Source organism: Mycobacterium sp. Root135, assembly GCF_001426545.1.
Classification (GTDB): Bacteria; Actinomycetota; Actinomycetes; order Mycobacteriales; family Mycobacteriaceae; genus Mycobacterium.
Genome location: NZ_LMEZ01000001.1, coordinates 808,034 through 834,715, shown reverse-complemented (window position 1 = coordinate 834,715; position 26,682 = coordinate 808,034). Strand labels below are relative to the sequence as shown.

The following is a 26,682-nucleotide window of genomic DNA, read 5'->3' as shown; positions in this document are numbered from 1 at the left end:
ACGATGCACCCCCCGTCCGGGTGTGGTGGGATCAACGCCTATGGGAATCAAGGTGGGGCTGGAACATCGGACCAGTTACACGTTCGACCGGCTGGTAGAAGTTCATCCGCACGTCGTCCGTCTTCGTCCTGCGCCGCACTCGCGCACCCCGATCGAGGCGTATTCGCTGCAGGTCGAGCCTGCCGATCACTTCGTGAACTGGCAGCAGGACGCGTTCGGCAACTTCCTCGCCCGGCTGGTGTTTCCTACTCGGACGCGTGAATTGACGATCACCGTCGGCCTCATCGCCGACCTGAAGGTCATCAACCCCTTCGACTTCTTCATCGAGGACTTCGCCGAGACGTGGCCCTTCCAATATCCGAAGGCGCTGCTGGAGGATCTCAAGCCGTACCTGCGGCCGGTCGACGAGGATGGCGACGGCTCCGGTCCCGGCGAGCTCGCCAAGGACTGGGTCAGGAACTTCAGCGTTCGTCCGGGCACCCGCACCATCGACTTCCTCGTCGCGCTCAACGGTGCGATCAACGCCGACGTGGGTTACAGCGTCCGCATGGAGGCCGGTGTGCAGACACCGGACCACACCCTGCAGACCGCCATCGGATCCTGCCGCGACTCGGCCTGGTTGATGGTGTCGGTGCTGCGCCAGATGGGTCTGGCCGCCCGGTTCGTCTCGGGCTACCTGGTTCAGTTGACGTCGGACGTCAAGGCGTTGGACGGTCCGTCGGGGCCCGTCGCCGACTTCACCGACCTGCACGCCTGGACCGAGGTCTACATCCCCGGCGCGGGCTGGATCGGTCTGGACCCGACCTCGGCGCTGTTCGCCGGTGAAGGCCACATCCCGCTGTCGGCGACGCCGCATCCGGCGTCGGCCGCGCCGATCACCGGGGCCACCGACCCGTGCGGGGTGACGCTCGACTTCTCCAACCTCGTCACCCGGGTGCACGAGGACCCCCGCGTCACGCTGCCGTACACACCCGCCGCATGGGACTCCATCGTCGACCTTGGCGCCGCAGTCGACGCCCGGATGGCTGCGGCCGACGTCCGGTTGACCATGGGCGGCGAGCCGACGTTCGTCTCGATCGACAACCAGGTCGACCCGGAGTGGACCACCGACGCCGACGGACCCCACAAACGCGAACGGGCCTCGGCCTTGGCCGCCAGGCTCAAGGAAATCTGGGCGCCGCAGGGGCTGGTGCAGCGATCGCAGGGGAAGTGGTATCCCGGAGAACCGTTGCCGCGCTGGCAGATCATGCTGCACTGGCGGGCCGACGGTCAGCCGCTGTGGACCAACCCCGCGCTCCTCGCCGACCCGTGGTCCGAGTCTCCCGCCGACCCGGTGCCCGCCGATTCGGCACTGCGGGTCCTCGGTGCCGTGGCCGCCGGGCTCGGGCTGCCCGATTCGCAGGTTCGACCCGCCTTCGAGGACGCACTCGGCCAGTTGGCCGCCGCGGTTCGGCAGCCCGCGGGTGAGCCGGTCGCCGGCGGTGACGACCTCGAGTCCGACACGCCCGACGCCAGGGCGAATCTGCTGACCCGGTTGGACCAGTCGGTCACCGAGCCGAGTGCATACGTCTTGCCGCTGCACCGCCGGGAGGACGAAACCGGTTGGGCCAGCGCGGACTGGCAGTTCCGGCGGGGACGCATCGTCCTGCTGTCCGGCGACTCACCTGCCGGCTTGCGCCTGCCGCTGGACGCCGTCAGCTGGAAGCCACCCCGCGCCTCGCACGAAGCGGACCCCCTTGCTCCTCGCGGCAAGCTTCTCGACGACGACTCAGAGGACGTCGAACCCGAAGTCGAAGAGGCCGACGGCGCCCCCATCACCGCGATGGTCGCCGAGGTCCGCGACGGGGTGCTCTACGTCTTCCTTCCGCCGACCGAGGAACTCGAACACTTCGTCGACGTGGTGACGCGTCTTGAGGCGGCGGCCGCCGAGGCGAACTGCCCGTTGGTTCTCGAGGGTTACGGGCCCCCGTCCGACGAGCGCCTGACGACGATGTCGGTGACACCAGACCCCGGCGTCATCGAGGTCAACGTCGCCCCGACCACCAGCTTCGCCGAGCAGCGGCAACAACTCGAAACCCTTTACGAGCAGGCACGACTCACGCGCCTGTCCACCGAGTCGTTCGACGTCGACGGCACCCATGGCGGTACCGGCGGCGGCAACCACATCACCCTCGGCGGCATCACGCCCGCCGAGTCCCCGATGCTTCGGCGGCCCGACCTCCTGGTGTCGATGCTCACCTATTGGCAGCGCCACCCGGCCCTGTCCTATCTGTTCTCCGGACGCTTCATCGGCACCACCTCGCAGGCGCCGCGCGTCGACGAGGGCCGCCCGGATTCGCTGTACGAGTTGGAGATCGCGTTCGCCGAGATCGCCCGCCTCACAGCGGATCTTGAAAGCGACGACACCTCCATGCTGGAACATGGTCGCTCCGCAAGCTCCGCTCCGTGGATCACCGACCGCGCCCTCCGCCACCTCCTCACCGACATCACCGGCAACACCCACCGCGCCGAGTTCTGCATCGACAAGCTCTACAGCCCGGACAGCGCACGGGGTCGGCTGGGGTTGTTGGAGCTCCGCGGCTTCGAGATGCCACCGCACTTCCAGATGGCGATGGTCCAGTCGCTGCTGGTGCGCTCCCTGGTGTCGTGGTTCTGGGACAAGCCGCTGCGCGCCCCGCTGATCCGCCACGGCGCCAACCTCCACGGCCGATACCTGTTGCCGCACTTCATCATTCAGGACATCGCCGATGTCGCGGCCGATCTTCGTGCGCACGGCATCGCTTTCGACACCAGCTGGCTCGACCCCTTCACGGAGTTCCGCTTCCCACGTGTCGGCACGGCCGTGTTCGACGGTGTCGAGATCGAACTTCGCGGCGCGATCGAACCGTGGAACGTCCTCGGCGAGGAGTCGACCGCCGGCGGCACGGCCCGCTACGTCGACTCCTCCATCGAACGCCTACAGGTCCGCCTGATCGGGGCCGACCGCGACAGGTACGTCGTCACGGCCAACGGATACCCCATCCCGTTGCTGGCGACCGGCAACGGCGACGTCCAGGTCGGCGGCGTCCGCTACCGGGCGTGGCAACCGCCGAGCGCACTGCATCCCTCCATCACCGTCGACGACCCACTGCGGTTCGAGCTCATCGACCTCGCCACCGGGACGTCGCGGGGCGGTTGCACGTACCACGTCAGCCACCCCGGCGGCCGGTCCTACGACAACCCTCCCGTCAACGCGGTCGAAGCGGAATCGCGACGGGGGCGACGGTTCGAGGCCACCGGATTCACCCCCGGTCACGTCGACGTGTCCGACATTCGGGAGAAACAGGCCCGTCAGTCCACCGACGTGGGCGCGCCGGGCATCGTGGATCTGCGTCGGGTGCGTACCGTGCTGCGGTGATGGTCTTACGCACCAGCGGCCCGCCGGAGCCCACATCCGCCGTCTCCGGTCTCGGCTTCGCTGCTGAGACCGGTGCCGCTGACCTGTTGGCGAAATACGGGGCCGCTCGCGCCCAGGAGTCGCTCTTCGACGTCCGCGGGGCAGCCGGCGGCGGCTACGACGAGTTCGTCGACTCGGCCGGTGGCGTCCGACCGGCCTGGCAGGAGATGGCCGAATGCGTCGTCGAACGCGGCCAATTCGGCCTCGAACGGTTGCGTTCGGTGGTCAGCAGCCTCGTCGACAACGACGGCATCACCTTCGTCCAGGTGGACCATCCCGGTGACGCCGTCACCCATGGGGACGGCACCCAGGTGCCCGGTCCGTGGCATCTCGACCCACTGCCCATGGTCGTCTCCTCGGCGGACTGGGAAACGCTCGAAGCCGGTCTGGTGCAACGGTCGCGGTTGATGGACGCCGTGTTGACCGACCTCTACGGAGCCCGCCGGTCGATCACCAGCGGCGTGCTGCCGCCACAGCTGCTGTTCTCCCACCCCGGTTACATCCGGGCCGCCCGCGGCATCGAGGTGCCCGGTAGGCATCAGTTGTTCATGCACGGGGTCGACGTCAGCCGCGACGGATCCGGGGAGTTCCGCGTCAACGCCGACTGGACGCAGGCGCCGTCGGGCGCCGGGTACGCCCTCGCCGACCGACGGGTGGTCGCGCACGCGTTCCCCGAACTCTACGAACGCATCGCCCCGCGGCCGGCGTCACCCTGGGCACAGGCGTTGCGACTGGCACTGATCGACGCCGCCCCCGAGGCCGCCGAACAACCCGTGGTGGTCGTTCTCAGCCCGGGAATCCACTCCGAGACGGCATTCGACCAGGCCTACTTGGCCAGCGTGCTTGGCTTTCCCCTCGTCGAGAATGCCGATCTGGTGGTGCGTGACGGCAAGCTGTGGATGCGGTCGCTCGGCACGCTCAAACGCGTCGACGTGGTTCTGCGCCGGGTCGACGCCGCGTACGCCGACCCGCTCGACCTGAGGTCGGATTCGCGGCTCGGTGTCGTCGGCCTCGTCGAGGTGCTGCGACGCGGTGCGGTCACCGTCGTCAACACCCTCGGCAGCGGAATCTTGGAAAGCCCAGGCGTGCAACGGTTCCTGCCGCAACTGTCCGAGCTCCTCGTCGGCGAAGCGCCGCAGTTGACCACGGCGCCGATGTACTGGGGTGGCGTCGACGTCGAACGCTCGCATCTACTGAGTCACCTCCCGACACTGCTGATTAGACCGGTGACCGGTGGCGAACCCATCGTCGGACCCGCGCTGACCACCGAGGAGCGCGACAACCTGGCGGCGCGGATCGGTGCGACCCCGTGGCAGTGGGTCGGTCAGGAACTGCCGCAGTTCTCCTCGGCGCCCACCGCGCATTCACCCAACGGCTTGTCGCCGGGCAGCACGGGCATGCGGTTGTTCACCGTCGCCCAGCGCGGGGGATACGCCCCGATGGAAGGCGGTCTCGGCTACCTGCTCGAGCCGGGCAACGCCGCCTACCGGATGAACACCCTTGCGGCGAAGGACGTCTGGGTCAGGTCTCCGACCAGGGTGACCGCCGAACGCACGGTGGCCCCCTCGGTGGATCTGCCGTCGATCACCCCGAGCCCGACCCGCGCGGTCAGCTCGCCGCGCGTGTTGTCGGACCTGTTTTGGCTGGGGCGCTACTGCGAACGGGCCGAGAACATGGCCAGACTGCTCAGCGTCACCCGCGAGCGTCACCACGAGTTCCGCTATCGCCAGGACATGCCGGGCAGCGAGTGCGTCCCCGTTTTGTTGGCGGCGCTCGGGCGGATCACGGGTACCGACACCGGTGCCTCCGACGACGCCGCGGAGATGATCGCCATCGCGCCGACGACGCTGTGGGCGTTGACCGCCGACCGGCGGCGCGCCGGATCGCTGGCACAGTCGGTGGAGCGGCTGGGGTCGGCCGCCCGCGCGGTCCGCGACCAAATGTCGAACGACACCTGGATGGTGCTTGCAGCGATCGACCGTGCCGTGCTTCGGCATTCGGCGATGCCACCGGATTCCCACACCGAGGGTGACGGCTACTTGGCAACTGCGCACAGCCAGACGCTGGCGGGAATGTTGGCGATGTCGGGCGTGGCGGCGGAGTCGATGGTGCGCGACGTCGGCTGGACGATGATGGACATCGGCAAGCGCATCGAGCGGGGCATCTGGCTGACCGCCCTGATGCGGGCCACGCTCACCACGGCGCGCAGTCGTGGGGCCGAGCAGACGATCACCGAGTCGACGTTGGTGGCGTGTGAGTCGTCCGTCATCTATCGCAGGCGCACGCTCGGCAAGGTGAGTGTGGCTGCGGTGGCGGATCTGCTGTTGTTCGACGAGGAGAACCCGCGCTCGTTGGCGTACCAATTCGAACGGTTGCGGGTGGACCTCAAGGCGCTTCCTTCCTCGTCGGGATCCACCGGCCCCGAACGGCTCGTCGACGAGGTCGGGGCGCGGCTGCGGCGGCTCGACCCCGACGACCTCGAGGACGTCAGCGACGGCGTGCGGCCCGAGCTCGACGGTCTGCTGGGCGGCATCCACAAAGATCTTCGGGAGCTGTCCCGTCGCATCACCGCAACGCATCTGTCGCTTCCCGGTGGGATGCAACCCATCTGGGGCCCCGACGAGAGGCGGGCCATGCCATGACCTCCGTGGTGGGGACGAGGGCCTACGAGATCACCCATCGGACGATGTACACCTACTCCGACGACGTGACGAGCTCCTACGGACGTGGCTTCCTCACGCCGCGGGACACGGCCATGCAGCGGTGCGTGTCCCACGAATTGCTGATCGACCCCGAGGCGTCCGACCGGTCGACGAGCCGCGACGGCTACGGCAACGTCAGCTCGTACTTCCACGTCACCGAACGACATCGGGCCTTGACCATCACCAGTCACTCGGTGGTCGAGGTCGACCCGCCGCCTGCCGAGTTGTACACCGGGGGAGCGGCACTCGCGCCGTGGGAGATCTCTCGCCCGGTCGGCACCGACGGCGCCCTGGCCGTCGAGTTCACCCTCGATCTGCAGAAGCCCGAGATCACCGACGCCGTCCGCGACTACGCCGCGCCCAGCTTTCCGCCCGGCCGGCCGCTCGTCGAGGTGCTCCGCGACTTGAACGCCAGGATCAACCACGACTTCACCTATCGGTCGGGTTCGACGACCATCTCGACCAGGGTCGCGGAAGTTTTGGTGGCCCGTGAAGGGGTATGCCAGGACTTCGCGCGGCTTGCGATAGCTTGCCTGCGCTCCAACGGTCTCGCCGCCAGCTACGTCTCCGGCTATCTCGCGACGGACCCACCTCCTGGAAGGGAACGCATGGTCGGGATCGACGCGACGCACGCCTGGGCGTCGGTGTGGACACCGCAGAACCAGTGGTTCGGATTCGACCCCACCAACGACGCGCTCGTCGACGAGCGGTACGTGGTAGCAGGTTTCGGCCGTGACTACGCCGACGTCCCACCACTGCGCGGCATCATCTACACCGACTCCGAGAGCAGCAAGATCGACGTGTCCGTCGACGTGGCCCCACTGGTCGGAGGAGTCGCCGGTGCGTGACTTCATCTGTCCCAACTGCGGGCAGCACCTGGCCTTCGAGAACTCGGTGTGCCTGTCGTGCCGCAGCCGCCTCGGCTTCTCCCTCGACGAGATGGCCTTCCTGGTCATCGCGTCGGGTGAGGAGAGCGAGCACGGCGGCGCCGTCGACGCCAGCGAGTACCGACTGTGTGCCAATCTGCATGCCGCCAAGTGCAATTGGCTGGTCAAGGTGGCTCCCGTTCCGCAGCTGTGCACGTCGTGCGCACTGACCAGGATGCGGCCCAACGACGCCGACACGCAGGCGATGGCCGCGTTCGCGATCGCCGAGAGGGCCAAGCGCCGGCTGATCGTCGAGCTCGTCGACCTGAAGCTTCCCATCGTCGGTCGCGACGTCGACCCCAACTACGGGCTGGCGTTCGACCTGCTGTCCAGCGCGATGGAGAAGGTGTTCACCGGACACGAGAACGGCGTCATCACCCTCGACCTCGCCGAGGGGGACGACGTCCACCGCGAGCAGCTGCGGATCGCGATGGCCGAGCCGTATCGCACTCTGCTCGGGCACTTCCGTCACGAGATCGGGCATTACTACTACTACCGACTGGTGGGAGTGGCACCCGAGTACCAGGAACGGGCCCGAGAACTGTTCGGCAACGCCGAGGCGGACTACCAGGCCGCACTCGACCGGCACTACAGCGAAGGCGCACCGCCGGGCTGGGAGCGCGACTACGTGTCGTCCTACGCCACCATGCACCCCGCCGAGGACTGGGCGGAAACCTTCGCGCACTACCTGCACATCCGCGACACCCTGGACACCGCCGCGGCCTTCAGCTTCGCCCCGGCCGGGGCGACCTTCGAGCGAAGGAACCTGGGGCCCAGCGGTTTCGACGCCATCATCGACCTGTGGCTCCCGCTGTCGTGGGCGCTGAACATGGTCAACAGGTCCATGGGCCACGACGACCTGTACCCGTTCGTACTGCCCGCGAAGGTGCTCGAGAAGATGCGGTTCATCCACACCGTGATCGACGAGGTCACCTCCGACCCGGTCAAGCTCGCCGCGGCCAGGGGTACCGACTAGCGTCCGACGAGATCGCCGTCGAGCAGGCTTTGGGCCGTGTCGACCAGCGTGTCGGCCACCGGACGAGGTTGCCAGCCAAGCAGTTCGGTGGCCTTGGTGGCCGATATTCGCTTCGGCTCGCCGAGCAGTCCGGCCAGTTCGCGCAGCGAGGGCACGAACCGGGCTCCCGTCCGCACCACCCAGTCGGGCGCCGTCAGCCGGGGCACGCGACGTCCCGCGGTACCCAGTCGAGACCGCAACGTCGCGGCGGTCTCCGGGAACGACACGGGCTGACCGGCCGCGGCCAGGAATCTCTCGCCGATTGCCCGTGGATGCTCCAACGCGATGACGTGCAGATCGGCGACGTCACGCACGTCGACCACCGCGAAGGACGCGTGCGGCAACAACGGTGGTCGACCGTTGAGCAGTCCCTTCACGATCTGCACCGACGTCGCAAGGTTCCTCCCGAGGACGGGGCCGAAGATGCCGACCGGGTTGACCACCGTCAGCTCGACGTCGTTGGCGGCGGCGAACTCCCACGCGTCGCGCTCGGCGAGCGTCTTGGACTTCACGTAGGGGGAGTTGGGTGCGGCGGCGTCGGTCCAGTCGCCCTCGTCATACGGCTCGCCCGTGGGTTTCGGGCTGTACCCGACGGCCGCGAACGACGAGGTCAGCACGATCCGTCGGATCCCGGCGGCGGAGGCGGCGCGCAGCACCCGCAGGGTGCCCTCGCGGGCAGGCACGATGACGTCGTCCTCGTTCTCCGGTTGGCGGGCGGGGAACGGCGACGCCACGTGGAGGACGGCGTCGCAGCCGTCGACCGCTGCGGTCCAGCCGTCGTCGAAGGTGAGGTCGGCCGCGACGAACTCCAGCGCGGCGTCGTCCGACGCCAGCCCGAGCGCGGCCCGCACGCCGGCTTCGCGGCCGAGCGAGCGAACCGTCGTGCGAACGCGGTAGCCACCTGACAGCAGTCGCAGGATGACGTGTCCGGCAAGGAATCCCGAGCCGCCGGTGACCAGGACCAGTCGCCGATGCTCAGCCATGGGTGGTCGCCGCCTCGTCCTCGAGCAGGCGGGCACCGAGGTCGAGGACCGTCTCGACGATCTCGCGTTCGGCTGCCACGTCACCGGCCTCCCTGGCGGCCCACATTTGCGCCTTGGCCGTGACGTAACGCTCCCGCAGCTGCAGCCGGGCGATCTCGTCGCGCAACCTCACCGCGTGCGCGTCGAACAGCATGCGTTGGTCGGCGGTCGCCTCGGCGCCGCGCCTGGTGTTGGCGACGTACCGCCTGATGTCCGCGACCGACATGCCGCTCCCGCGTAGACAACTCAGCGACTCGACGGCGCCGACGAGGTCGGCCGGGTAGCGCCGGTGGCCGCTGCTGGGATCCCTGGGCACCGCCTCGATGAGGCCGATGCGCTCGTAGTACCGCAGGGCCGACTCGGCAAGCCCCGTGCGGCGCGAGACCTGCTGGATGGTGAGGTCGCGATCAGCCGTCGCGACCGTGTCGATGGTCATGACGTCAGTGTGCCGAACTTGAAGCGCTTCAAGTCAAGCCTCGGTCACCGATCGGTCACGGAGTCGGCGCGGCAGCCGACGGCCGTGGCGATCGTTCCTAGGCTCGTCTGCGTGAAAGATCGATACGGCTCCGACATTCTGGCCAGGGACCCGCATGCTGCGCGGCGGGTGCGGTCCACCGAGATGGCGGCCGACGTCGGCCTGGTCGTCGAGGACGTCGAGACCGGCTACGTCGGCGCCATCGTGCGGGTCGAGTACGGCCGGATGGTGCTCGAGGACTTCGACGGTCACCGGCGCCCCTTCACCGTGGGTCCCGGATTCCTGGTCGACGGCAAGCCGGTGATCCTGACCCCGCCGAAGGCCAAGGCCCCCGCGGCGCCCACCCGGACGGCATCGGGTTCGGTCGCCGTCGCGAACGCCCGCGCCCGAACGGCTCTTGCCAGCCGCATCTACGTCGAGGGGCGCCACGACGCCGAACTCGTCGAGCAGGTCTGGGGCGCCGACCTCCGCGTCGAGGGCGTCGTCGTCGAATACCTCGGCGGCGTCGACGATCTCGCGGCCATCGTGGCGGACTTCGACCCCGGCCCTGGTCGCAGGCTCGGCGTTCTCGTCGACCACTTGGTTACCGGATCGAAGGAGGCGCGCATCGCCGACTCGGTTCGTCGGGGCCCCGGCGGGGGGAACACCCTGGTCGTGGGTCATCCCTACGTCGACGTGTGGCAAGCGGTGAAACCTGCCCGGCTGGGCCTCGAGAAGTGGCCCGTCGTCCCGCGCAGCGTGGAGTGGAAGCACGGCATCTGCGACGCGCTGGGGTGGCCGCACGCGACCCAGGCCGACATCGCGGCCGCGTGGCGTCGCATTCGCGGGAGGGTGCGGGACTGGAACGACTTGGAGCCCGCGCTGATCGGCCGTGTCGAAGAACTGATCGACTTCGTCACCACTGGTTAGTGGTGGACGCCGCCCCGGTAATGACATCATCCGTGGCATGTCAGTGCCTCCGCCTCCGCCGCCGTCCGATTCGAACCCCCCGTACCCGCCGCCGTACGGTTCGGATCCGTTCCTTCCGCCGCCGGTCAGCGGCTACGGGGGCTACCCGCCGCCACCTCCTCAGTACGGAGCGCAGTACGGCGGCTACCCGCCGCCGTACCCCGGGCAGTTCGGCGTTGACCCCTGGGGTAGGCCGCTGTCGGACAAGAGCAAGATGGTCGCCGGGCTGCTGCAGATCTTCCTCGGCACCTTCGGCATCGGCCGCTTTTACCTCGGCTACAACGGCATTGCCGTTGCCCAGCTCGCGGTGAGCCTGCTGACCTGTGGCATCGGAGCGATCTGGCCATTCGTCGACGGCATCCTGATCCTGCTCGGCAAGGTGCAAGACCCCAGCGGACGGCCACTGCGCGAGTGAAGTGGTAAGCCTGTCCCGTGGCTGATGGTCTGTTCGACGTGGCTCCCGAGCCGGGCGAGGGTGAAGGCATTCCCGGTGGGGGACCGTCGTCCCCGCTTGCCGTTCGGATGCGGCCGTCCGGACTCGACGAAGTCGTCGGCCAGGACCACCTGCTGCGGGACGGCTCACCCCTGCGGCGGCTCGTCGACGGGTCGGGTGCGGCGTCGGTCATCCTGTACGGCCCGCCGGGCACCGGTAAGACGACGCTCGCGTCGCTGATCTCCCGGGCGACGGGGCGCCGCTTCGAGGCGCTCTCGGCGTTGTCGGCGGGGGTCAAGGACGTTCGCGCCGTGATCGACGTTGCCCGACGGGCGGCGGTGCACGGCAAGCAGACCGTGCTGTTCATCGACGAGGTACACCGGTTCTCCAAGACTCAGCAGGACGCGTTGCTCGCGGCCGTGGAGAACCGCGTCGTGCTCTTGGTGGCCGCGACGACGGAGAACCCGTCGTTCTCCGTCGTGGCGCCGCTGCTGTCGCGCTCGCTGATCCTTCAGCTGCAGCCGCTGGGCGCCGACGCGGTGCGAGCCGTCGTCGAACGGGCCGTCGCCGATCCGCGCGGCCTCGGCGGGTCGGTGTCCGTCGACCCCGACGCGGTCGAGCTCCTGGTCCAACTGGCGGCAGGTGACGCCCGGCGTGCGCTGACCGCGTTGGAGGTTGCGGCCGAGGCCGGTGACCGCGTGACCGTAGAGGTGATCGAGCAGTCGTTGGACAAGGCCGCCGTCCGCTACGACCGTGACGGCGACCAGCACTACGACGTCGTCAGCGCCTTCATCAAGTCGGTGCGCGGATCCGACGTCGACGCCGCACTGCACTACCTCGCGCGGATGCTGACTGCGGGGGAGGACCCGCGCTTCATCGCGCGGCGGTTGACGATCCTCGCCAGTGAGGACGTCGGAATGGCCGACCCGTCGGCCTTGCTCACCGCCGTGGCCGCCGCGCAGACCGTGCAGCTGATCGGGATGCCGGAGGCGCAGCTGACCCTGGCCCACGCCACGGTGCACCTGGCGACCGCACCCAAGTCGAACGCGGTGACGATGGCGCTTGCGGCGGCGATGGGGGACATCAAGGCAGGCAAGGCGGGGTTGGTGCCGCCGCATCTGCGCGACGGTCATTACTCGGGTGCGGCCGCGCTCGGCAACGCCCAGGGCTACTCGTACCCCCACGACGACCCGGATGGCATTGTGGCGCAACAGTATTCTCCCGACGACCTGGTCGGCGTGGACTACTACCGGCCCACGACGCACGGCGCGGAACGCGACATCGCCGGGCGCCTCGACAAGTTGCGCGCGATTCTCCGCAGACGGCGCTAGCCCCAAAACGCACTCAGGGCCGCGATTCTCGTCGAATCGCGGCCCTAAATGTTCTAGCGGACTAGCGGCGCAGAGTGCCCGTACGGCGTCGGCCCATCAGGCCGGCCACCAGGGCCACGCCGAGGGCGGCCACGATGACCTGGACGAGCAGTTCCATCCAGTCGATGCCGTTGGTTGCGGTCGGGATGCCGAGCTGACGGGCCAGCCAGGTGCCGATGAGGGCCGACACGATGCCGACGAGGATCGTGACGAGCAACCCGATGGGCTGCTTGCCTGGGAGGACCAGCCTGCCGAGCAGGCCGATGATGGCGCCGATGACGATAGCGGTGATGATGCCAGTGGGAGTCATTGCGGATCACTTTCGTCGGGGTATGCGAGGTGCGTTGAGCTGGAACGGGAGTACCCCCGCGGGGCACCAATAAACGTGGCCGTGAATAACGGTGCGACGTAATCTCGGGTGCGTGAACACCGAGTTGATCGACGTCGACACCTCCCGCCGCCGCACCGTGGACCTGACCGACACCGTCCGCACCTTCTGCGCGTCGCGCGGGGACGGTTTGTGCAACGTCTTCGTGCCGCACGCCACGGCCGGCATCGCCATCCTCGAGACCGGGGCCGGGTCCGACGACGACCTCGTCGACGCACTGGAACGACTGCTGCCGCGCGACGATCGCTATCGCCATTCCCACGGTTCCCCAGGCCACGGCGCCGACCACGTGCTGCCCGGGATCGTGGCGCCGTCGGTCACGATCCCCGTTCAGGCGGGGCAACCACTGCTCGGCACCTGGCAGAGCGTGGTGCTGGTCGACTTGAACAGGGACAACCCGCGCCGCAACGTCCGCATCACCTTCATCGAGGGTTGAGCCGCGCCCTTGCCAGGTTGATCGTGATGGGCCGGTAGTGTGATGCGGTCGAGAATCGGCACCGGCAAGACCCCCATTGATTAAGGACAGCAGCACGTGCAGACACACGAGATCAGGAAGCGCTTCCTCGATCACTTCGTGAACGCGGGCCACACCGAGGTGCCAAGCGCATCGGTCATCCTCGACGATCCGAACCTGTTGTTCGTCAACGCAGGCATGGTCCAGTTCGTGCCGTACTTCCTCGGTCAGCAGAAGCCACCGTGGGACCGGGCGACCAGCGTGCAGAAGTGCATCCGCACCCCGGACATCGACGAAGTCGGCATCACCACCCGCCACAACACCTTCTTCCAGATGGCAGGCAACTTCTCCTTCGGCGACTACTTCAAGAAGGGCGCCATCGAGTTCGCCTGGACGTTGCTGACCAATCCCCAGGATCAGGGCGGCTACGGCTTCGACCCCGAAACACTGTGGGCGACGGTCTATCTGGACGACGACGAGGCCATCACCCTGTGGCAGGAGGTCGCCGGACTGCCGCTGGAGCGCATCCAGCGCCGTGGCATGGCCGACAACTACTGGTCGATGGGCATCCCCGGCCCGTGCGGTCCGTCCTCGGAGATCTACGTCGACCGCGGACCCGAATACGGCGTCGACGGCGGCCCGGAGGCCAACGAGGACCGCTACATCGAAATCTGGAACCTCGTCTTCATGCAGAACGAGCGGGGTGAGGGCACCGGCAAGTCCGACTTCGAGATCCTCGGCCCGCTGCCGCGCCAGAACATCGACACCGGCATGGGCGTCGAGCGCGTCGCCTGCCTGTTGCAGGGCGTCGACAACGTCTACGAGACCGACCTCATGCGCCCGGTCATCGACCTCGTCGCCGGCATCGCCCCGCGGGGATACGGTGCGGGCAGCCACGAAGACGACGTCCGCTACCGCATCATCGCCGACCACAGTCGCACCGCGGCGATCATCATCGGCGACGGCGTCACCCCGGGCAACGACGGCCGCGGCTACGTTCTGCGCCGACTGCTCCGCCGGGTCATCCGCTCGGCCAAGCTGCTCGGCATCGACACCCCGATCATGGGCGAGTTGATGACGTGCGTCCGGGACGCGATGGGTCCGTCGTACCCCGACCTGGTCACGGACTTCGACCGGATCAACCGGATCGCGATCGCCGAGGAGACGGCGTTCAACCGCACGCTGGCCTCCGGCTCGCGCCTGTTCGACGATGCGGCCACGTCCACCAAGGCATCTGGCGTGTCGGTGCTGTCCGGCGCCGATGCCTTCGCACTGCACGACACCTACGGCTTCCCGATCGAACTCACCCTGGAGATGGCGGCCGAAACCGGCCTGACCGTCGACGAGGAGGGCTTCCGCGGGCTGATGGCCGAGCAGCGCCAGCGCGCCAAGGCCGACGCCGCCGCCCGCAAGCACGCCCACGCCGACCTGTCGGCGTACCGCGAGCTCGTCGACGCCGGCGCGACGGAGTTCACCGGCTTCGACGAATTGACCTCCGAGGCAAGGATTCTCGGGATCTTCGTCGACGGCAAGCGGGTGCCGGTCGTCGCGCATGACGGCAACTCCGCCGAACGCGTCGAACTGGTCCTGGACCGCACCCCGCTCTACGCCGAGTCCGGCGGGCAGATCGCCGACATCGGGTCCATCAGTGGTGTTGGCGCCTCCGGGACGTCCAAGGCCGCCGTCACCGACGTGCAGAAGATCGCCAAGACGCTGTTCGTGCACCGGGTCAACGTCGAGTCGGGCGAATTCGTCGAGGGCGACACCATCGTCGCCAGCGTCGACCCCACCTGGCGCCACGGCGCCACCCAGGGCCACACCGGCACGCACATGGTGCACGCAGCGCTGCGACAGGTGTTGGGCCCCAACGCCGTTCAGGCCGGTTCGCTGAACCGGCCTGGCTACCTGCGATTCGACTTCAACTGGCAGGGCGCGCTCAGCGACGACCAGCGCGAGCAGATCGAGGTAGTCACCAACGAGGCCGTCCAAGCCGACTACGCGGTCAACACCATGTACACCAAGCTGGAGAAGGCCAAGGCCATGGGCGCGATGGCGCTCTTCGGCGAGGCCTACCCCGAGGACGTCCGGCTCGTCGAGATCGGCGGGCCCTTCTCACTCGAGCTGTGCGGCGGTACGCACGTACACAACTCCGCCCAGATCGGACCGGTGACGATCCTCGGCGAATCCTCCGTGGGTTCCGGCATCCGTCGCGTCGAGGCGTACGTCGGGCTCGACTCGTTCAAGTACCTGGCCAAGGAACGCGCGCTGCTCGCCGGCTTGGCGTCGTCGCTGAAGGTGCCGTCGGAGGAAGTTCCCGCCCGCGTCGCCACCCTCGTCGAACGCCTCAAGGTCGCCGAGAAGGAACTCGACCGGTCCCGGTTGGCCAACGCCAGGGCGGCCGCAGCCGACGCCGCCGCTGGCGCCGAGCTCGTCGGTAAGGTGCGTGTCGTGGCACAGCGCATGGCCGGCGGCGTCTCGGCCGCGGATCTGCGCAGCCTGGTCGGCGACGTCAAGGGCAAGCTCGGAGCCGAGCCAGGCGTCGTCGCATTGGTCGCCGAGGGCGAGGGCGACACGGTGCCGTTCATCGTCGCCGTCAACCCGGCCGCGCAAGACCTCGGGCTCAGCGCAAACGACCTCGTCAAGGTGCTCGGCGGGCCACTCAACGGCCGCGGCGGCGGAAAGGCCGACCTGGCGCAGGGCTCGGGCAGCGGGGCGTCCAACGTCGACGCGGCGCTGTCGGCACTGCTGGCAGAGATCGCCCGGAGCTGACGTCGGTGACCGACACCGACGACCGTCAGCCCGACAGGCCCGGTGGCGACGACCCCGGACGAGGACGACGGCTCGGAGTCGACGTCGGCACCGTGCGGATCGGCGTGGCCACCAGTGACCCCGACGGGATCCTGGCGACGCCGGTCGAAACGGTGGCCCGGGACCGAAGGGACGTCAAGGGCAAGCACATCCGCCGCTTGGCGCAACTGGCCGAACAACTCGAAGCCGTGGAGGTCGTCGTCGGCCTGCCACGCACACTCGCCGACCGCACCGGGCCGTCGGCACTGGATGCGATTGCCGTCGCCGACGCACTCGCCGCCAGGATCGCCCCGGTTCCGGTACGGCTGTCCGACGAGAGGCTGACCACCGTGACCGCGCAGCGGTCACTGCGGGAGGCCGGCATCCGCGCGAAGGGACAGAAATCGATGATCGACCAGGTGGCCGCCGTCGGCATCCTGCAGACCTGGCTGGACCAGCGGCGAGACGTGCTGGCCAAGAGCAGCGGAGCGGCCGATGCCTGACGAGTGGGCTCGCGACCGCCCGGAGCCCGAAGCCGTCGGCCGGCCCCGCCGGACGATGAGTCGCACCGAGCGGGCCCGCGCCAACCGCAACCGTCGGCGGCGCAGGCACCTCACCATGCTCTCGGTCACCGTCCTGCTGGCCCTCGTCGTCGGGGTCGTCTTCCTCGGCTCCCGGGTGTGGCACGGAATGTTCGGCACGCCGACCGATTACCAGGGTGACGGCGTCAAGGACGTCGTCGTGCAGGTTCACAACGGCGACTCCACCACCGCGATCGGCAAGACCCTGCAGGACGGCGGCGTCGTCGCCACGTCCCAGGCCTTCGTCGACGCCGCGGCCGGCAACGCGTCCATCTCGGCCATCCAGCCGGGTTTCTACAAGGTGCGCACCGAGATCCCGGCCGCGAACGCCGTCACCCGGCTCGCGGACCCCCAAAACCGGGTCGGCCGGCTCACGATTCCCGAGGGGCGTCAGCTCGACGACATCGCCGACGTCAAGACCAGCGCGGTGACCAAGGGCGTCTTCTCGCTGATCGCCGACGCGACGTGCGTCGACCTGGACGGGGACAAGTCGTGCGGCGTCAAGGCCGACGACCTGAAGAACGCCGCGACTGCGGCCGACCCCGCGGCACTGGCGATTCCCACGTGGGCGCTCGAGCCCGTCAAGGCGCTGGGCGCCGACCACCGGCGCATCGAGGGGCTCATCGCCCCCGGCACCTGGAACATCGACCCGTCGGCGGCCGCCCCCGACATCCTGGCGACGCTGATCGGCGCCAGTGCCACGCAGTACGAGCAGAACGGTCTGCTCGCGGCAGGCAACGCCGAGAACCTGACGCCGTACGAAGTCCTGATCGTGGCGTCGCTCGTCCAGCGGGAGTCGAAGCCGCAGGACTTCGCGAAGGTCGCCAGGGTGATCTACAACCGGCTGATCGCCCCCGATCACCGCCGCCTCGAGTTCGACTCGACGGTCAACTATTCGCTGGACCGGCAAGAGGTCGCCACCACCGACGCCGACCGCGGCAGGGACACGCCGTGGAACACCTATGTGCGCGAAGGACTTCCGGCCACTCCGATCTGTGCGCCCGGGCAGCCCGCGCTCGCCGCGGCGGAGAATCCCGAACCCGGGGACTGGCTGTACTTCGTCACCGTCGACATGCAGGGCGGCACCCTGTTCACCCGCGACTACCAGCAGCACCTGGCCAACATCGAGATCGCGAGACGCAACGGTGTGCTCGACAGCGCACGATGAGCCCACACGATGAGTTCTAGGGCGGCCGTCCTCGGCTCGCCGATCACGCACTCCCGGTCACCGCAACTACACCTGGCGGCCTACCGTGCGCTCGGATTGGCCGACTGGACCTACGAGCGCATCGAGTGCACCGCGGCCGATCTGCCCCCGCTGGTCGCCGGGTTCGGGCCCGAGTGGGTGGGGTTGTCGGTGACGATGCCCGGCAAGTTCGCCGCGTTGCGGTTCGCCGACGAGCGGACCGCCCGTGCGGAACTCGTCGGCTCGGCCAACACCCTCGTCAGGACGGCCTCGGGGTGGCTGGCGGACAACACCGACGTCGACGGGGTGACCGGTGCCCTCGGTCGGACGACGACCGTCGAGACGGCTGCGGTGCTCGGCGCGGGCGGGACGGCGCCAGCGGCCGTCGTGGCGCTGGCCGAGCTTGGCGCTCGAGACGTCTCGATCGTCGCCCGCAACCGCGACAAGGCCGACGCGCTGGTCCAACTCGGAACGCGACTCGGCGTCGATGCCCGCTGGGTGGAGCTGGGCACCCCGATCGCGGGTCTCGACGTCGTAATCAGCACCATTCCCGCCGACGTCGCCGCGCAGTACGCCGACACCGTCGACGCCGCAGCGGTACTTCTCGACGCGATCTACGACCCCTGGCCGACGCCACTGGCCAGAGCCGTCGACGCCCGCGGTGGCCGAGTGGTCAGCGGTCTGGAGATGCTGCTGAACCAGGCGTTCGCCCAAGTCGAACGATTCACCGGCCAGCCCGCACCGAAAGAGGCGATGATCGCCGCCCTTGGCCGAACCTAGGCTCGTCCCATGGGGTGGATCGGTCTGGGTGCCGCCGTCGCGTGGCTGGTGGCGTTGACCGTCTACGACGTGCGGCAGCGTCGGCTGCCCAACGCGTTGACCCTGCCCGGCGCGGTGGCGGTACTCGTCGTCGCGGCGCTGGCCGGGCGCGGCACCGCGGCGCTTCTCGGCGGGGTCGCGCTGGCGGCGCTGTACCTCCTCGTCCACCTGATTGCGCCCGCGGCGATGGGCGCGGGCGACGTGAAGTTGGCGCTCGGCCTTGGCGCCCTGACGGGTGCGTTCGGAAGCGACGCGTGGGTCATCGCGGCGGTGGGGGCTCCGCTGCTGACCGCGTTGTGGGGCCTGGTCGTCCTCCGGTCGGGCCGGGACCGGGGGCGGGTCACCGTGCCGCACGGGCCGTCGATGTGCGTGGCGACGGCGGCCGCGGTTGCCATGGTGATCACCTGATCGCCAGGTCCTACCGTTGGGCATGCCGACCCGCACCGCCAACTGCGACGACCTGGCCGCCGTGGCCGAGATCTACGCCCACTACGTCCTGACCAGCATCGCGACCTTCGAGCTCGAGCCACCGGACGACGCCGAGTGGCGACGCCGCTTCGACGCGATCGTCGGGGCCGGGTTGCCGTTCTTGGTCACCGAACGCGACGGCGTAGTCGCCGGGTACGCCTACTGCGCGCCGTGGAAGGTCAGGCCTGCCTATGCAGGCACCGTCGAAGACTCGGTTTACGTGTCGCCGTCGGCCGTCGGGCAGGGGTGCGGCACCGAGTTGATGCGCGAACTCCTCGTCGCCTGTCGCGCGGCGGGGCTCCGCGAGGTGATCGCGGTGATTGCCGACACCGGCGATCCCGCCTCGGTCGAACTGCATCGCGGGTTCGGCTTCACCGACGCGGGCCGGCTCGTTCGGGTCGGCGAGAAGCACGGTCGACGGGTCGACACGTTGCTGTTGCAGCGCAGCCTGGCGTGACGGATTACCTCAGGTCGGGGGCGCCATGGGAAGATGGGACGCGTGTTGCGATGGACCACAGCTGGTGAATCACACGGCCGCGCGCTGGTAGCGATGGTCGAAGGAATGGTGGCCGGTCTCGAGGTCACCACGGCAGACATTGCCGCCGAATTGAAGAGGCGCAGGCTCGGCTACGGGCGAGGCGCCCGGATGAAGTTCGAGGCCGACGCCGTCACGGTGCTGACGGGGGTCCGCCACGGTCTGACGCTCGGCGGCCCCATCGCCGTCGAGATCGGCAACACCGAATGGCCCAAGTGGGAAACGGTGATGGCGTCGGACCCGGTCGACCCGGCCGACCTCGACGGTGCGCGCAACGCCCCGCTGACCCGGCCACGGCCCGGCCACGCCGACTATGCAGGCATGCTGAAGTACGGCTTCGACGACGCCCGCCCGGTCCTGGAGCGGGCCAGCGCCCGCGAGACCGCGGCCCGAGTCGCCGCAGGCACCATCGCCAGGGCGTTCCTGCGCCAGGCGCTCGGTGTCGAGGTGCTGTCCCACGTCATCTCGATCGGCGCGTCCACCCCCTACGACGGCCCGCCGCCGCTGCCAGCAGACTTGGCCCGCATCGACGAAAGCCCCGTGCGGGCATTCGACGAAGCCTCCGAGAAGTCGATGATCGCCGAGATCGAGGCGGCCAAGAAGGACGGTGACACCCTCGGTGGCGTCGTCGAAGTGGTCGTCAGCGGCCTGCCCATCGGATTGGGTTCGTTCACCAGCGGCGACAACCGGCTCGACAGCCAACTGGCGGCGGCCGTCATGGGCATCCAGGCCATCAAGGGCGTCGAAATCGGCGACGGCTTCGAAACCGCCCGCCGCCGCGGCAGTGTCGCCCACGACGAGATCTACCCCGGCCCAGACGGGGCGATGCGGTCGACGAACCGCGCGGGCGGTCTCGAGGGCGGGATGACCAACGGCCAACCGGTGCGCGTGCGCGCGGCGATGAAGCCGATCTCGACGGTTCCGAAGGCGTTGGCCACCATCGACATGACCACCGGCGAAGAGGCCGTCGCAATCCACCAGCGTTCCGACGTGTGCGCGGTGCCCGCGGCCGGCGTCGTCGTCGAGACGATGGTGGCACTGGTCCTGGCGCGCGCCGCTCTCGAGAAGTTCGGTGGCGACTCGCTTTCCGAGACCAAGGCCAACGTCGACGCATACCTGGCCTCGATCTCCGCGCGAGATGCCGCACGGGCGACGGGCTGATGGCACCCCTGGCCGTGCTGGTGGGCATGCCCGGATCGGGCAAGTCCACCATCGGGCGCCGACTGGCCAGGGCTCTGGACGTTCCACTGCTGGACACCGACGCCAAGATCGTCGAGACCACCGGCCGCACCATCGCCGACATCTTCCGCGAGGGTGAGCCGGAGTTTCGGCGCATCGAGGCCGACGTTGTGTGCGCCGCCCTCGCCGAACACGACGGCGTCGTGTCCCTCGGTGGTGGCGCGATCACCACGCCACGCGTGCGAGAAGCGCTGGCGGGACACACCGTCGTCTACCTGGAAATCAGTGCGGCCGAAGGCGTTCGACGCACCTCGGGCGGCGCCACCAGGCCGCTGCTGGCCGGCGTCGACCCCGGAGAGCGCTTCCGGGAACTGATGACTCAGCGCGTGCCGCTGTACCGACAGATCGCCACCATGCGCATCAACACCAACCGCCGCAACCCCGGGGCCGTCGTCCGCCACATCGTGGCGAAGCTGGAATCCGCGAACGGCGACCGTCAGCAGCCGCGGCGGCGCCGCCGGTCGGCGTGGCGCAGACTGCCCACCGTTCTCAACCCAGCACCCACCACAGAGGCCCCGCCCAGTCCTGCGGCGTTGGCCCGTCGAGCAGAGGCGCGCAATGACTGAACCCGTGACCGTGAACGTTCTCGTCGACCGGCCCTACCCGGTGATCATCGGGACGGGGTTGCTCGAGGACCTCGGCCGCGTTCTCGACGGACGCCACAGGGTGGCGATCCTGCACCAGCCGGTCCTCAACGCGACCGCTGAGTCGATCCGAGCGCACTTGTCGGAGAAGGGAATCGACGCCCATCGCATCGAGATCCCGGACGCCGAGGCGGGCAAGGAGCTTCCCGTCGTCGGCTTCATCTGGGACGTGTTGGGCCGCATCGGCATTGGGCGCCAAGACGCCATCGTCAGCCTCGGTGGCGGCGCGGCGACCGACGTCAGCGGCTTCGCGGCGGCCACGTGGCTCCGGGGCGTCGACGTCGTGCACGTGCCGACGACGCTTCTCGGAATGGTCGACGCGGCCGTCGGCGGCAAGACCGGCATCAACACCGACGCCGGCAAGAACCTGGTCGGCTCATTCCATCAGCCGCTTGCGGTCCTGGTGGACCTTGCGACGCTGGAATCGTTGCCGCGCAACGAGATCGTGGCCGGGATGGCCGAGATCGTGAAGGCCGGCTTCATCGCCGACCCGAAGATCCTCGACCTCATCGAGGCCGATCCCGAGGCAGCCCTCGATCCGACGGGTTCGGTGCTGCCCGAACTCATCCGGCGTGCCGTCACGGTCAAGGCTGAGGTCGTCGCAGTCGACGAGAAGGAATCGCAGCTGCGCGAGATCCTCAACTACGGACACACCTTGGCTCACGCCATCGAGCGCCGGGAGCGGTATCGCTGGCGCCACGGTGCCGCCGTGTCGGTTGGCCTGGTGTTCGCGGCCGAATTGGGCAGGCTCGCAGGACGACTCGACGACGAGACCGCCGACCGGCACCGGTCGATACTCACCGCGCTCGGCCTCCCGGTGACCTACGACGCCGACGCGCTGCCGCAACTGCTCGAGTACATGGCAGGCGACAAGAAGACCCGCTCCGGCGTGCTGCGCTTCGTGGTGCTCGAAGGCTTGGCCAAGCCTGGCCGGTTGGAGGGCCCCGACCCGGCGCTGCTGGTGGCCGCGTACTCGGAGATCGGTACCCGATGACCAACGTCAACGTCTTCAACGGACCCAACCTGGGCCGGCTCGGCAAGCGCCAACCCGAGGTCTACGGCAGCACCACCCACGACGATCTGGTGGCGCTCATCGAACGCGAAGCCGCCGAGCTGGGCCTGACGGTCGTCGTACGGCAGACCGACAGTGAGGCCGAGCTGCTGGGCTGGGTGCACGCGGCTGCCGACGCGAAGGAGCCCGTCGTGCTCAACGCGGGGGCGCTGACCCACACGTCTGTCGCGCTGCGGGACGCGTGCGCCGAGCTGACGGCCCCTCTGATCGAGGTGCACATCTCGAACGTGCACACGCGCGAAGAGTTTCGGCATCACTCGTACCTGAGTGGAGTCGCGACCGGTGTGATCGTCGGTCTCGGCGTCCAGGGTTATCTGCTGGCGCTGCGCTATCTCGCCGGCCGCTAGGAGCTAGGGAGCTAGGAGCGCTCTTCGACCTTGGTCGGGGCGGTCTCACCGGCGGGAACGCTGGCGGTCTCCTCGTCGCGGTCGTCACGAACGGCCTCGAAGACGTCGGTGTCGGCGCGGTCGCGGTCACTGTCGGCAGCGCTGTAGCGCTGCACCGGCGGTGCCTTGCGGTCGACGAGCCCACGACCCAGGGCCACGCCCGCGATGGCGAAGACGAACATCAGCAGCGCGGTGAACGCGGCGAAGGTCGTGACCTCGTTGAGCAGCCCTTGGGCGTACAGGTTCTCGTAGAACAGCGAGATGAACCATGCGACGAAGCCGCTGACGATGCCCGCGAAGAGGCCGCCGACGAGCCACGTCATCGCCAGATCGCCACGGCGGTCGGGATCGGGGTTGGCCCGCGCGTCGGCCCGGCCGTCGGCCAGACCCCACACGAACGCGGCGATTGCGTACACGGCGACCAGCAGAATGCTGATCCACAGCGCCTGACTTTCCATCAGGTTGATCAGGGCTCCCTGAAGCAATCGGATGATGACCATCAGGGCAGCGAACACCAGTCCGCGCAGCAACCACTTACTCATGAGGGCACAGCGTAGCGAGTACCGTCATGCGCTGTGACGATTTCCCAGCGCAGGGCGCGCCTGCGTCGCCGATTGGCCGCCGCCGACCTGGACGCAATGTTGGTAACGGACCTGGTCAACGTCCGGTACCTGTCGGGGTTCACCGGTTCGAATGCGGCGTTGCTGATTCGCGTCGACGACGACGTTCCGGTGTTGGCGACCGACGGGCGGTACGTCACGCAGGCCGCGCAGCAGTCTCCCGACGCCGAGGTGGTCATCGAACGCGCGTGCGCGCCGCATCTGGCGGCGGCCGCGGCGGGCCGTGGTGTGCGGCGGCTGGGGTTCGAGAGCCACGTCGTGACGGTCGACAACCACGCCCTGATGGTGAAGGCCGCCGGTGACGTCGAGCTGGTGCGGGCCGCCGGCGCGGTGGAGGCGCTCCGAGAGGTCAAGGACGCGGGGGAGATCGCCCTGCTGCGGCTGGCGTGCGAGGCGGCCGACGCGGCGCTCGCCGACCTGGTCGCCGCCGGTGGGCTGCGAGCTGGACGGACCGAGAAGGAGGTCGGTCGCGACCTGGAGTCGCGGATGCTGGACCACGGCGCCGACGGGGTGTCCTTCGAGACCATCGTCGCGACGGGTGCGAACTCGGCGATTCCACACCATCGCCCGACCGACGCCGAACTCGCTGCGGGCGACTTCGTCAAGATCGACTTCGGCGCGCTGGTCGCCGGATACCACTCGGACATGACGCGGACGTTCGTATTGGCACCCGTCGCGCAGTGGCAGATTGACGTGTACGACCTGGTGGCGACCGCTCAGCGCCGTGGCCGGGAGGCTCTGGCGCCCGGTGTGTCGCTGTCCGGGGTGGACGGGGCTTCGCGGCAGGTCATCGCCGATGCGGGCTTCGCCGAGAACTTCGGGCACGGCCTCGGACACGGGGTTGGGCTGGAGATCCATGAAGCGCCGGGAATTAGTGCGTCGTCCGCCGGTACACTGCTTGCTGGCTCTGCTGTGACCGTGGAGCCCGGTGTCTATCTGCCCGGCCGTGGTGGCGTCCGCATTGAGGACACGCTGGTCGTGGGCAGTGATGACAAACCCGCACCCGAGTTGCTGACCCGGTTCCCCAAGGAACTGGCGATTCTCTAAAAGGCTAGGAGTAGTACCCCCGTGGCATCGACCGCCGACTTCAAGAATGGGCTCGTCCTCCAGATCGACGGCCAGCTGTGGCAGATCACCGAGTTTCAGCACGTCAAGCCGGGCAAGGGTCCCGCGTTCGTGCGTACCAAGCTCAAGAACGTGCTGTCCGGCAAGGTCGTCGACAAGACGTACAACGCGGGTGTGAAGGTGGAGACCGCGACGGTCGACCGCCGCGACACCACGTACCTCTACCGTGACGGCACCGACTTCGTGTTTATGGACGCCCAGGACTTCGAGCAGCACCCCCTGCCGGAGACGCTGGTCGGCGACGCGGCCAACTACCTCCTCGAAGGCATGCCCGTCCAGGTCGCGTTCAACGAAGGCGCACCGCTCTACGTCGAATTGCCGGTCACCGTGGAATTGATCGTGTCCCACACCGACCCCGGCCTGCAGGGCGACCGCTCCAGCGCGGGCACCAAGCCCGCCACCATGGAGACGGGCGCCCAGATCAACGTGCCGCTGTTCATCAACACCGGTGACAAGCTCAAGGTCGACTCCCGCGACGGCAGTTACCTCGGTCGCGTCAATGGCTGACCATGCCTGACCGTCGCGGTGACCACGGTCGCCACAAAGCGCGCAAGCGTGCCGTCGACTTGCTGTTCGAGGCGGAGGCTCGCGGGTTGACGCCCGCCGAGATCGCCGAGGGCAGGACCACGTTGGCCGCGAGCGATTCCGAGCTGTCCACGCTGAACCCGTACACCGTGACGGTGGCGCGCGGCGTCACCGAGCACGCCGCGCACGTCGACGACCTGATCTCCGCCCACCTGCAGGGGTGGACGCTGGACCGCTTGCCCGCGGTGGACCGCGCGGTGCTGCGGGTCGCGGTGTGGGAGCTGCTCTACGCCGAGGACGTGCCGGAGCCTGTCGCGGTCGACGAGGCCGTGGAGCTGGCCAAGAGTTTGTCCACCGACGAGTCGCCAGGCTTCGTCAACGGCGTCCTCGGTCAGGTCATGCTGGTGACTCCTCAGATTCGTGCGGCTGCCGCCGCGGTTCGAAGCACTCCCGAGGTCTCCTAGCCCTAGGCCAGCGCACCTGTTTGCGGCGTGTTCATGGCGTCGAGTGCACATCTTCGGTGTCGCTACCAATCTCAGTTCCGCGTTCGCGTTGTATGCGGTTGGCGCGGTCTTGGGCGCGGGTGGTCTTGCGGCGTGGCATGGTCAGCCCGGCGGTGTGCGGCGTAGGAGTGCCGTTGGCGACCACTGTCGCGGTGGGTTCGCTGAGTTCGGGGAAGAGCAGGCGGCTGCCCGGTGTGGTGACGTATCGCCGGTCGTCGGGTGCGGTCCAGATGATGGTGCCGTCGTCGAGTTGCTCGTCGCGCCAACCACTTTGGCCACCCCAGAACGTTTTGAGCAAGTGATGTCTTCGGCATAGGCATTTCAGGTTGGATGCGGCCGTCGGCCCGTAGGGCCACGGAATCGTATGGTCGACATCACAATTCGTTGCCGGCACTTTGCAGCCCGGGAAGCGGCAGGTCATGTCGCGGCAACGGACGAAGTCGGCCAGCTTCTTGGAGGGTCGGTAGCGGGGTTCCGGTGGTGCTTGTCCGGGGTGCACGATCGCGGTGATGGTGGCCCCGACCGTGGCGCGGCAGGCGATCGCCCCGGGGAGGAACTGTCCACCCATCAGGGCGGCGGGCCGCAGGTTGGCCAGCCGACCCGGGGTGGGGGTGAGGGCTTCAGTGAGCGTCAGCTCGCGCAGCGGCTTGCTGAACATGGCCGGGGCGTAGCCGTCGAGGGCGGTGGGCTCGCTTGACTCCGCCGGTGCCGCAGCCTCATTCGGCTCGTCAGACGTCGGCGGCTCACTGGGTACGTCGGGTGTCGGCGCAGGCGGCGGTGAAGCGGGCGCGGGCCGTTCGTCGAGGGTGTCCGCGCTCGCGATCACGTAGACCACCACCCCGGTCGAGGGTGGGTTCTCACCTGCGGGGCAGTCGTCGGCGTCGCAGAGGCAGGCCAGGCGGTCGTTGCCGTGAGATATGGCGCCGATGGCGTCGGCGCGACGTTGGTCCTTGGTCCGGGGATCGGCCGGGCACGCGGTGTCGGCGACCGCACTCAACCGGGCGTCGAAGGCCTTGGCATCGG

Annotated in this window: 26 protein-coding genes; 21 read left to right on the top strand and 5 right to left on the bottom strand. The window is 68.8% G+C overall.

All coding sequences use genetic code 11. The features are described 5' to 3' along the window. Nucleotides 1-40 precede the first annotated feature (40 nt). Genes ASD37_RS04030 through ASD37_RS04015 form a run of 4 tightly spaced genes read left to right on the top strand, consistent with a single transcriptional unit; the run spans nt 41 to nt 8,040 of the window. The gene (locus ASD37_RS04030) at nt 41-3,397 is read left to right on the top strand and encodes a DUF2126 domain-containing protein (RefSeq protein WP_056548354.1); all 3,357 of its coding nucleotides are present in this window, start codon (nt 41-43) and stop codon (nt 3,395-3,397) included. Beyond that, nucleotides 3,397-6,078, top strand: coding sequence for a circularly permuted type 2 ATP-grasp protein (locus ASD37_RS04025; RefSeq protein WP_082569928.1), 2,682 nt, complete (start codon nt 3,397-3,399; stop codon nt 6,076-6,078). The genes ASD37_RS04030 and ASD37_RS04025 overlap by 1 nt, the downstream gene beginning before the upstream one ends. Then, nucleotides 6,075-6,986, top strand: a complete 912-nt coding sequence (locus ASD37_RS04020) for a transglutaminase family protein (RefSeq protein WP_056548347.1) — start codon at nt 6,075-6,077, stop codon at nt 6,984-6,986. Before ASD37_RS04025 ends, ASD37_RS04020 begins: the two co-directional genes overlap by 4 nt. Further along, nucleotides 6,979-8,040, top strand: a complete 1,062-nt coding sequence (locus ASD37_RS04015) for a putative zinc-binding metallopeptidase (protein ID WP_056548346.1) — start codon at nt 6,979-6,981, stop codon at nt 8,038-8,040. The genes ASD37_RS04020 and ASD37_RS04015 overlap by 8 nt, the downstream gene beginning before the upstream one ends. Here the strand turns inward: ASD37_RS04015 and ASD37_RS04010 are convergent. Continuing rightward, nucleotides 8,037-9,062 carry an aldehyde reductase gene (locus ASD37_RS04010; RefSeq protein ID WP_056548345.1) on the bottom strand — a complete coding sequence of 342 codons (1,026 nt, stop codon included), beginning with the start codon at nt 9,060-9,062 and terminating at the stop codon, nt 8,037-8,039. The two genes, ASD37_RS04015 and ASD37_RS04010, sit on opposite strands and share 4 nt — an antisense overlap. Then, nucleotides 9,055-9,537 (bottom strand): MerR family transcriptional regulator, encoded by a 483-nt coding sequence (locus tag ASD37_RS04005; protein WP_056548344.1) that lies wholly within the window; start codon nt 9,535-9,537, stop codon nt 9,055-9,057. Before ASD37_RS04005 ends, ASD37_RS04010 begins: the two co-directional genes overlap by 8 nt. 111 nt (nt 9,538-9,648) lie before the next feature. On the opposite strand from ASD37_RS04005, the gene ASD37_RS04000 reads away from it, so the two are divergent. Genes ASD37_RS04000 through ASD37_RS03990 form a run of 3 tightly spaced genes read left to right on the top strand, consistent with a single transcriptional unit; the run spans nt 9,649 to nt 12,288 of the window. Continuing rightward, nucleotides 9,649-10,485 carry a DUF3097 domain-containing protein gene (locus tag ASD37_RS04000; protein ID WP_056549788.1) on the top strand — a complete coding sequence of 279 codons (837 nt, stop codon included), beginning with the start codon at nt 9,649-9,651 and terminating at the stop codon, nt 10,483-10,485. 37 nt (nt 10,486-10,522) lie between these two features. Continuing rightward, nucleotides 10,523-10,939: a TM2 domain-containing protein gene (locus ASD37_RS32665; protein ID WP_082569927.1), complete on the top strand. Its 417-nt coding sequence runs from the start codon at nt 10,523-10,525 to the stop codon at nt 10,937-10,939. A gap of 17 nt (nt 10,940-10,956) precedes the next feature. Beyond that, a complete protein-coding gene (locus ASD37_RS03990) occupies nt 10,957-12,288 on the top strand; it encodes a replication-associated recombination protein A (RefSeq protein WP_056548340.1) in 1,332 nt (443 codons plus the stop codon). Nucleotides 12,289-12,349: 61 nt separating this feature from the next. Here the strand turns inward: ASD37_RS03990 and ASD37_RS03985 are convergent, their stop codons facing one another. Beyond that, complete coding sequence (locus ASD37_RS03985; protein ID WP_056548339.1) at nt 12,350-12,637, bottom strand: GlsB/YeaQ/YmgE family stress response membrane protein; 288 nt, start codon at nt 12,635-12,637, stop codon at nt 12,350-12,352. 124 nt (nt 12,638-12,761) lie between these two features. On the opposite strand from ASD37_RS03985, the gene ASD37_RS03980 reads away from it, so the two are divergent. From ASD37_RS03980 to aroQ, 11 genes are all read left to right on the top strand, one after another. Beyond that, on the top strand, nt 12,762-13,151 hold the full coding sequence (locus ASD37_RS03980; RefSeq protein ID WP_162253236.1) for a secondary thiamine-phosphate synthase enzyme YjbQ: 390 nt from the start codon (nt 12,762-12,764) through the stop codon (nt 13,149-13,151). 96 nt (nt 13,152-13,247) lie between these two features. After that, the gene (alaS, locus tag ASD37_RS03975) at nt 13,248-15,938 is read left to right on the top strand and encodes an alanine--tRNA ligase (protein ID WP_056548337.1); all 2,691 of its coding nucleotides are present in this window, start codon (nt 13,248-13,250) and stop codon (nt 15,936-15,938) included. 5 nt (nt 15,939-15,943) lie between these two features. Then, entirely contained in the window at nt 15,944-16,459 is a 516-nt protein-coding gene (gene ruvX / locus ASD37_RS03970) for a Holliday junction resolvase RuvX (protein ID WP_056548336.1), read from the top strand. After that, nucleotides 16,452-17,705, top strand: a complete 1,254-nt coding sequence (gene mltG / locus ASD37_RS03965; RefSeq protein WP_056548329.1) for an endolytic transglycosylase MltG — start codon at nt 16,452-16,454, stop codon at nt 17,703-17,705. Before ruvX ends, mltG begins: the two co-directional genes overlap by 8 nt. Before the next feature lie 9 nt (nt 17,706-17,714). Continuing rightward, entirely contained in the window at nt 17,715-18,503 is a 789-nt protein-coding gene (locus tag ASD37_RS03960) for a shikimate dehydrogenase (RefSeq protein WP_056548328.1), read from the top strand. Nucleotides 18,504-18,512: 9 nt separating this feature from the next. Continuing rightward, nucleotides 18,513-18,950: an A24 family peptidase gene (locus tag ASD37_RS03955; protein WP_056548326.1), complete on the top strand. Its 438-nt coding sequence runs from the start codon at nt 18,513-18,515 to the stop codon at nt 18,948-18,950. A gap of 22 nt (nt 18,951-18,972) precedes the next feature. Continuing rightward, nucleotides 18,973-19,467 (top strand): GNAT family N-acetyltransferase, encoded by a 495-nt coding sequence (locus ASD37_RS03950; RefSeq protein WP_056548324.1) that lies wholly within the window; start codon nt 18,973-18,975, stop codon nt 19,465-19,467. A gap of 42 nt (nt 19,468-19,509) precedes the next feature. Continuing rightward, nucleotides 19,510-20,706, top strand: a complete 1,197-nt coding sequence (gene aroC / locus ASD37_RS03945) for a chorismate synthase (protein WP_056549786.1) — start codon at nt 19,510-19,512, stop codon at nt 20,704-20,706. Then, the gene (locus tag ASD37_RS03940; RefSeq protein WP_056548322.1) at nt 20,706-21,350 is read left to right on the top strand and encodes a shikimate kinase; all 645 of its coding nucleotides are present in this window, start codon (nt 20,706-20,708) and stop codon (nt 21,348-21,350) included. Before aroC ends, ASD37_RS03940 begins: the two co-directional genes overlap by 1 nt. Continuing rightward, nucleotides 21,343-22,422 (top strand): 3-dehydroquinate synthase, encoded by a 1,080-nt coding sequence (gene aroB / locus ASD37_RS03935; protein ID WP_056548316.1) that lies wholly within the window; start codon nt 21,343-21,345, stop codon nt 22,420-22,422. The genes ASD37_RS03940 and aroB overlap by 8 nt, the downstream gene beginning before the upstream one ends. Continuing rightward, nucleotides 22,419-22,847 carry a type II 3-dehydroquinate dehydratase gene (gene aroQ, locus ASD37_RS03930; protein ID WP_056548314.1) on the top strand — a complete coding sequence of 143 codons (429 nt, stop codon included), beginning with the start codon at nt 22,419-22,421 and terminating at the stop codon, nt 22,845-22,847. The genes aroB and aroQ overlap by 4 nt, the downstream gene beginning before the upstream one ends. An 11-nt stretch (nt 22,848-22,858) precedes the next feature. Here the strand turns inward: aroQ and ASD37_RS03925 are convergent, their stop codons facing one another. Next, nucleotides 22,859-23,428, bottom strand: a complete 570-nt coding sequence (locus ASD37_RS03925; RefSeq protein ID WP_056548311.1) for a B-4DMT family transporter — start codon at nt 23,426-23,428, stop codon at nt 22,859-22,861. A gap of 33 nt (nt 23,429-23,461) precedes the next feature. Between ASD37_RS03925 and ASD37_RS03920 the strand changes: the two genes are divergently transcribed. Genes ASD37_RS03920 through nusB form a run of 3 tightly spaced genes read left to right on the top strand, consistent with a single transcriptional unit; the run spans nt 23,462 to nt 25,620 of the window. Beyond that, entirely contained in the window at nt 23,462-24,553 is a 1,092-nt protein-coding gene (locus ASD37_RS03920; RefSeq protein ID WP_056548305.1) for an aminopeptidase P family protein, read from the top strand. A 21-nt stretch (nt 24,554-24,574) separates the two neighbouring features. Then, nucleotides 24,575-25,138 carry an elongation factor P gene (gene efp / locus ASD37_RS03915; protein ID WP_056548303.1) on the top strand — a complete coding sequence of 188 codons (564 nt, stop codon included), beginning with the start codon at nt 24,575-24,577 and terminating at the stop codon, nt 25,136-25,138. A 2-nt stretch (nt 25,139-25,140) separates the two neighbouring features. Beyond that, complete coding sequence (gene nusB, locus ASD37_RS03910) at nt 25,141-25,620, top strand: transcription antitermination factor NusB (protein WP_056548301.1); 480 nt, start codon at nt 25,141-25,143, stop codon at nt 25,618-25,620. 31 nt (nt 25,621-25,651) lie between these two features. Here nusB and ASD37_RS03905 read toward each other — a convergent pair whose 3' ends face one another. Then, nucleotides 25,652-26,656: an HNH endonuclease signature motif containing protein gene (locus ASD37_RS03905; protein WP_056548297.1), complete on the bottom strand. Its 1,005-nt coding sequence runs from the start codon at nt 26,654-26,656 to the stop codon at nt 25,652-25,654. Nucleotides 26,657-26,682 lie beyond the last annotated feature (26 nt).

Coding starts and splice junctions, on each gene's coding strand:
- ASD37_RS04030 (WP_056548354.1), top strand. CDS start 41: ATGGGAATCAAGGTGGGGCTGGAACATCGGACCAGTTACACGTTCGAC.
- ASD37_RS04025 (WP_082569928.1), top strand. CDS start 3,397: ATGGTCTTACGCACCAGCGGCCCGCCGGAGCCCACATCCGCCGTCTCC.
- ASD37_RS04020 (WP_056548347.1), top strand. CDS start 6,075: ATGACCTCCGTGGTGGGGACGAGGGCCTACGAGATCACCCATCGGACG.
- ASD37_RS04010 (WP_056548345.1), bottom strand. CDS start 9,062: ATGGCTGAGCATCGGCGACTGGTCCTGGTCACCGGCGGCTCGGGATTC.
- ASD37_RS04005 (WP_056548344.1), bottom strand. CDS start 9,537: ATGACCATCGACACGGTCGCGACGGCTGATCGCGACCTCACCATCCAG.
- ASD37_RS32665 (WP_082569927.1), top strand. CDS start 10,523: ATGTCAGTGCCTCCGCCTCCGCCGCCGTCCGATTCGAACCCCCCGTAC.
- ASD37_RS03985 (WP_056548339.1), bottom strand. CDS start 12,637: ATGACTCCCACTGGCATCATCACCGCTATCGTCATCGGCGCCATCATC.
- mltG (WP_056548329.1), top strand. CDS start 16,452: ATGCCTGACGAGTGGGCTCGCGACCGCCCGGAGCCCGAAGCCGTCGGC.
- ASD37_RS03960 (WP_056548328.1), top strand. CDS start 17,715: ATGAGTTCTAGGGCGGCCGTCCTCGGCTCGCCGATCACGCACTCCCGG.
- ASD37_RS03955 (WP_056548326.1), top strand. CDS start 18,513: ATGGGGTGGATCGGTCTGGGTGCCGCCGTCGCGTGGCTGGTGGCGTTG.
- ASD37_RS03950 (WP_056548324.1), top strand. CDS start 18,973: ATGCCGACCCGCACCGCCAACTGCGACGACCTGGCCGCCGTGGCCGAG.
- ASD37_RS03940 (WP_056548322.1), top strand. CDS start 20,706: ATGGCACCCCTGGCCGTGCTGGTGGGCATGCCCGGATCGGGCAAGTCC.
- aroB (WP_056548316.1), top strand. CDS start 21,343: ATGACTGAACCCGTGACCGTGAACGTTCTCGTCGACCGGCCCTACCCG.
- aroQ (WP_056548314.1), top strand. CDS start 22,419: ATGACCAACGTCAACGTCTTCAACGGACCCAACCTGGGCCGGCTCGGC.
- ASD37_RS03925 (WP_056548311.1), bottom strand. CDS start 23,428: ATGAGTAAGTGGTTGCTGCGCGGACTGGTGTTCGCTGCCCTGATGGTC.
- nusB (WP_056548301.1), top strand. CDS start 25,141: ATGCCTGACCGTCGCGGTGACCACGGTCGCCACAAAGCGCGCAAGCGT.